The organism is Rubellimicrobium aerolatum, from assembly GCF_017872975.1.
Classification (GTDB): domain Bacteria; phylum Pseudomonadota; class Alphaproteobacteria; order Rhodobacterales; family Rhodobacteraceae; genus Rubellimicrobium; species Rubellimicrobium aerolatum.
Window position 1 is genome coordinate 1 of record NZ_JAGGJP010000041.1, and the last position, 5,141, is coordinate 5,141.

The window sequence follows — 5,141 nt, forward strand, 5'->3', positions numbered from 1 at the left end:
GACGGCCCACCGGCGCGGACCACCTCGCCATCCTCCTTGGTGAACTCGGCCACGGGATGGTCGAGGAGGTCGAGCACCCGCTCCGAGGGGCGGCACAGGCGCGTGCCCTTGGGGGTCTCCACGATGTGGCGGTTGATGAGGATGGGATGCGCCAGCATGGCGTCGAGGAGCGCGTCGTCGGCGAGCGAGAGATCGGACAGACCCAGCTCAGCGTAGGGGGTGCCCTTCTCGCGCAACAGCTCGCGTGGGGTGATCCCCATGGCGGCGATCAGCTCCCGCAGACGCTCCCGGCTCGGGGGGTCGGTGAGATACGCGATCACGACTGGCTCCTCGCCGCTGGCCCTGATCAGGGCCAGCGTGTTGCGCGAGGTGCCGCAGGCGGGGTTGTGCCAGATGGTGACGGTCATGGCCGGCGCATCCTTTCGGGGAACCAGTGGCGGGTGCGGTTGGCGAAGGCCACGAGCGAGAGCATCACCGGCACCTCTACGAGGACGCCCACCACGGTGGCGAGCGCGGCTCCCGAGCCCAGGCCGAAGAGGCTGATCGCCACCGCGACCGCGAGCTCGAAGAAGTTCGAGGTGCCGATCATCGCGCAAGGGGCGGCAATGTCGAAGGGCACCCGCAGGGCGCGGGCCGCGCCGTAGGCAATGGCGAAGATGCCGTAGCTCTGAATGAGGAGCGGCACCGCGATCAGCCCGATCACAAGCGGGTTCTCGAGGATCGTGCCGCCCTGGAAGCCGAAGAGCAGCACCACCGTCGTGAGGAGCGCCACCACCGTTGCGGGCTTGATGCGGTCGCGGAAGGCGTCGACTGCCCCCGCCCCGCCTTGCCTCGCCAGCCACCTCCGGGTCAGGGCCCCGGCCACGAGCGGCACGACGACGTAGAGCAGGACCGAAAGCAGCAATGTCGTCCAGGGCACGGGGATGTCGGTGACGCCGAGCAGGAACGCCACGATGGGAGCGTAGGCAAAGACGAGGATCACGTCGTTCACGCTCACCTGCACGAGCGTGTAGGTCGGATCGCCTCGGGTGAGGTTCGACCAGACGAAGACCATCGCGGTGCAGGGCGCGGTGCCGAGCAGGATCACGCCGGCAAGGTAGGACTGCGCGTCCTCGGCCGGGATCAGGCCCGCGAAGACGTGCTCGAAGAACAGCACCCCGAGCGCCGCCATGGTGAAGGGCTGGATCATCCAGTTCACCACGAGCGTCAGGACGAGCCCGCGCGGCTCCTCGCCCACGCGGCGGATCGCGCCGAAGTCCACGCCCACCATCATCGGGTAGACCATGGCCCAGATCAGGATGGCGACGGGGAGGTTGACCGAGGCCACCTCGACGGCCGCGAACGCCGCGAAGAGGCCCGGCACGAGGCCTCCCAGCACGAGCCCAGTGACGATGGCGCCAGCGACCCAGAGCGAGAGCCAGCGCTCGAAGGCGCCAAGGCCTCCCGGCGCGGCGGCGGTGTCGGTCATGGTTCCTGTCCTTCGGGATCGATTGGCCGCGCCATGAGAGCGGCCGAGGTGGGGCATAGGCTCGCGGCCTGCCGGCTGGCGCGGATCGCCTCGGGGGCGCTCGCGCGCTCGACGCGGGCAAAGCCCAGGCGCTCGAAGAAGGGCGCGGCCGAGGTGGTGAGCAGGTAGGCGTGACGCGCGCCCTCCTCGGCGGCCCGGTGCAGTAGCAGGCGCACGGTCTCCCGGCCGAGCCCCTGGCCGCGCGCGACCGGCAGCACGACCAGGGAGCGCAGGAGGGCCGCGTCCCCGTGCCGTTCGTAGCCGCCGAAGCCCACGGTGGCCCCCTCCCGCAGGAGGCGCAGGAAGGTCCGGCCCGGCTCGGTCAGGTCGTCGGTGGGCAGGCGCTCGGCCCCGAGGGGGGCGCGGAGGTCGGGGGCGGCCCCGGCGATGGTCTCGGCCCCGAGCGGGACGACGGGCCGGGCGTGGAGGGTCATGGGGGCTCCGGGATCAGCAGCAAGGGGCCAGCTCGGCCAGGAGGGGCGCGCACAGCTCCTCGCGGCCCCCGCAGCAGTCCTTGAGCAGGAAGAGCGTGAGCGCCCGCACCCGCTCCAGGCGGGCGCGGTAGATGACCGAGCGGCCGTCCCGCTCGCCCGCGACGAGGCCCGCGTGCGACAGGATCGCGAGATGGGCCGACAGGGTGTTGGCCGGCACACCCAAGGCGCGGGCCAGCTCGCCCGCCGGTAGGCCGTCGGGCTCGTGCCGCACCAGCACGCGGAAGCACTCCAGCCGGGTGGGCTGAGCCAGGGCGGATAGGGCGGCAATAGCGTCTAATGATTCCATGATTCTAGAATTACAGAATATAAAAAGAAGCGCAAGTGCAGGCTGCAAGCACAGGCTGTGCGCCAATCGTGAAATACGCACAGGGTTCTCGACCTTTGTTCATCAACGGGTTACTCTGTGCGCAATATGAGGCTGATCCGGTGCCGCAGAGCTACGGCTACGCTCGCGTCAGCACCGACGGGCAGACCCTCGACGTTCAGGTAGCCCAGCTCAAGGTGGCGGGCGCGGAGCGAGTGTTTCAGGAGAAGGTCAGCGGGGCCAAGCAGGAGCGTGTGCAGCTCAAGAAGTTTCTCCACCGGCTCGAGCCCGAGGACGTGCTTCTGGTCACCCGCCTGGACCGGCTGGCGCGCTCCACGCGAGACCTCCTGAACATCCTCGCTGCCGTGACCGAGAAAGGCGCCGCCTTCCGCTCGCTCGCGGACAGCTGGGCCGACACCACCACAGCCCATGGGCGGCTGATGCTCACGGTGCTGGGGGGCCTCGCCGAGTTCGAGCGCGAGCTCATCCGGGCCCGCACTGGGGAGGGTCGTGCCCGTGCCAAGGCCGCAGGCAAGAAGCTCGGGCGCGGCTACAAGCTCACCCCGCACCAGCAGCAGGAGGCCAAGAGCCGCCGCGAGGCGGGCGAGACGATCACCGCCATCGCTCGGAGCTACGCCGTCCACCACTCCACGATTTCGCGGCTCTGTGCCTGAGTGTGACGGAGCTAGCCCTTACTTCTCGGACCTCGATCTCTACAATGCGCTGGCCCGCACTGCCGGTCATCTGATCAGCCGCGGGACCGACCGGCGGCCCTGGAGGTGGTGCCTATGCTGAAGTCCAGCCTGCGAAAGCTCGACCGCTTCCTGTCGGATCCCGAACATGGTGACGACGTCATGCTCTTGAGCGAGCTCGACGGCTTCCTGGCCGGCGTGGCGGTCTGCCCCGAGCTCATCATGCCCGGCGAGTGGCTGGAGGTGGTGTGGGGCGAGGACGGGCCTGTCTTCACGAGCGAGCGCCAGGCCAGCGGAGTCCTCGGCCTCATCATAGGCCACTACAACGACATTCTCCGACAGCTGAACACGCCCGGGCGGTATGCGCCCCTCCTCGAGCAGGATCGCGACGGCAGCCCCCTGTGGGAGCTCTGGGCTTCGGGCTTTGCCAAGGCCGTCGCGCTTCGGCCGGACGCTTGGGCGGACTTCACCATCTCTGAAGGTCCGGCTGTCCACCGGGCCATGGCGTTCTTCCGCAAGCTCGACGAGCTCGCCAACCAGCCCGGAGACCAGTTCACCGAGATGGACAACGCTCTGGATGCCGTCGCGCCCGAGTTGATTCCGAAGTGCCTTGAGGAGTTCCACCTCGCCCGCTTGGGCCTGCTGGACCCTGCCAAACCGAGCGAGGCTCCCCGCACTCCCCATAAGTCGGTCGGAACGATTTGTGTCCCTGCGGCTCGGGTAAGAAGTTCAAGAAGTGCTGCCTCCACTGACCCATGTCAGCTTCGGCGTTACCCTACGTCGAGGCGCGATAGAGCCGAAGACCTAGGCTAGGGTTGGTGGCCCTGCCAACCTGCTGGCGGGGCTGAGCTCGCCAAAGTGGGACTGGGCCGGTTCAGCTCTTCGCGGACCCCTGCCCCGTCTGCACCTACTTCAACAAAACCGGATAACCCGTTTGCATGCTATCCGCTTAGCGGGTTTTCTTATATTCATCCCACATCTTCAGGAACAGGTTCGACTTCGCTCCCTTGGTGAAGCCGAACTCTCTGCCGGCAGCTTCCGAGAACTCCGCAAAGACAGAGGGAGGTACCCGGAACTGGATAGCGACCATCTGAACGGGTTCTTCACGCTGGTCCGATTGGATCACATCAGGAACGGCCTCAGCAGGCGGCGGAGCCCCTTTCCCTTTCAACTTGGCTAGGTCGACCATCACGCAGCTCCCTCGGCCATGGCATCAATCACGTTCTGAGCGAGCATCGCCGCCCGCTGGTTGAGACTCTTGAACGGGGTTTCCGTTATCGCCTTCCCAATATCGGAGGCCGAGCCGTAGGCTGTTGAAACCGGCACATCGCCCGGCAGGACCGAGTAGCCAGCCTGTTCGAGGTAGGAACGCGCAGCGGCGTTCTCCCTGTCCGATCCGGTGATCTTGAACATGGCGAATGCAATCCGGTGAGCGGGAAGGCCCTTCTTCGCCAGCGAGTGCGCGAGCACAACGCCGGGATGGAGGTCGTCAACCGTTTGGCCCGTCGGGATCACGACCAGGTCGGACGCCCGAGCAATCTCATAGGTCTGTTCGGAGGCATTTGGCTTACCGTCGAGAATGTAGGCGTCGAAGCGTGCCGAGTCCGAGATAGCCGACTTCACGGTGGCGAAGCTCTGGACCTGGACTTCGGGCGTAACGCCGCTCTCAGCTCTGCGCCCTGCCCAATACGTGCATGTCTGCTGCTGGGTATCGAGGTCAGCGATCTTCGCCGACATGCCGCCCGCGACGAACTCCCGCGCCATCATACGTGCGAGTGTCGACTTCCCGACGCCGCCCTTCTGCGAAACCATGCCGATGATGTAGGCCATCGAGTCCCTCCGTGGCTTGCCGCCAACCATGGAGACCATTTTACCGAGTAAGTAGATAGCAGGGAAAGCCGATACAGCGTAAACAACCTAAAGTATTTGCATGCAAAGCTGGAAAGTGGCAAAGCGGCAACGGACGGAACACATCCCTGTCTGCTTTAGGCATGAAGCTCACTGGATCGAGCACCTGCCGTCCGTGCCGACCACACAGGCTCAACTTGTGTAAGCGTCCGGCCTGACCGCTACGGCTGCCAGCGCCAGGGCAGCAGTTCGCCGACTTTGGTGATCTTGTGGTCGGGCAGGCGCGCCAGGGTGTC

At 66.6% G+C, this 5,141-nt stretch carries 8 protein-coding genes; 2 read left to right on the forward strand and 6 right to left on the reverse strand.

Features of this window, described 5'->3' with window-relative positions; translation table 11 throughout:
- The 4 genes from arsC to J2Z33_RS17870 all read right to left on the reverse strand — a co-directional run.
- The coding region (gene arsC / locus J2Z33_RS17855; RefSeq protein WP_209843573.1) for an arsenate reductase (glutaredoxin) at positions 1 to 407 on the reverse strand (407 nt) is incomplete at its 3' end.
- Positions 404 to 1,468, reverse strand: a complete 1,065-nt coding sequence (gene arsB / locus J2Z33_RS17860; RefSeq protein WP_209843576.1) for an ACR3 family arsenite efflux transporter — start codon at positions 1,466 to 1,468, stop codon at positions 404 to 406. The genes arsC and arsB, both read right to left, overlap by 4 nt.
- On the reverse strand, positions 1,465 to 1,941 hold the full coding sequence (arsN2, locus tag J2Z33_RS17865) for an arsenic resistance N-acetyltransferase ArsN2 (RefSeq protein WP_209843578.1): 477 nt from the start codon (positions 1,939 to 1,941) through the stop codon (positions 1,465 to 1,467). The genes arsB and arsN2 overlap by 4 nt, the downstream gene beginning before the upstream one ends.
- Positions 1,942 to 1,954: 13 nt before the next feature.
- Positions 1,955 to 2,287: an ArsR/SmtB family transcription factor gene (locus J2Z33_RS17870; protein ID WP_209843580.1), complete on the reverse strand. Its 333-nt coding sequence runs from the start codon at positions 2,285 to 2,287 to the stop codon at positions 1,955 to 1,957.
- A 140-nt stretch (positions 2,288 to 2,427) separates the two neighbouring features.
- Between J2Z33_RS17870 and J2Z33_RS17875 the strand changes: the two genes are divergently transcribed.
- Both J2Z33_RS17875 and J2Z33_RS17880 read left to right on the forward strand, forming a co-directional pair.
- Positions 2,428 to 2,979 carry a recombinase family protein gene (locus tag J2Z33_RS17875; protein WP_209843582.1) on the forward strand — a complete coding sequence of 184 codons (552 nt, stop codon included), beginning with the start codon at positions 2,428 to 2,430 and terminating at the stop codon, positions 2,977 to 2,979.
- 114 nt (positions 2,980 to 3,093) lie between these two features.
- Complete coding sequence (locus tag J2Z33_RS17880; protein WP_209843584.1) at positions 3,094 to 3,810, forward strand: UPF0149 family protein; 717 nt, start codon at positions 3,094 to 3,096, stop codon at positions 3,808 to 3,810.
- Between the two features lie 136 nt (positions 3,811 to 3,946).
- On the opposite strand, the gene J2Z33_RS17885 is transcribed toward J2Z33_RS17880, so the two are convergent.
- On the reverse strand, positions 3,947 to 4,186 hold the full coding sequence (locus J2Z33_RS17885) for a hypothetical protein (protein WP_209843586.1): 240 nt from the start codon (positions 4,184 to 4,186) through the stop codon (positions 3,947 to 3,949).
- Positions 4,186 to 4,827: a ParA family protein gene (locus J2Z33_RS17890; protein WP_209843588.1), complete on the reverse strand. Its 642-nt coding sequence runs from the start codon at positions 4,825 to 4,827 to the stop codon at positions 4,186 to 4,188. The genes J2Z33_RS17885 and J2Z33_RS17890 overlap by 1 nt, the downstream gene beginning before the upstream one ends.
- Positions 4,828 to 5,141 lie beyond the last annotated feature (314 nt).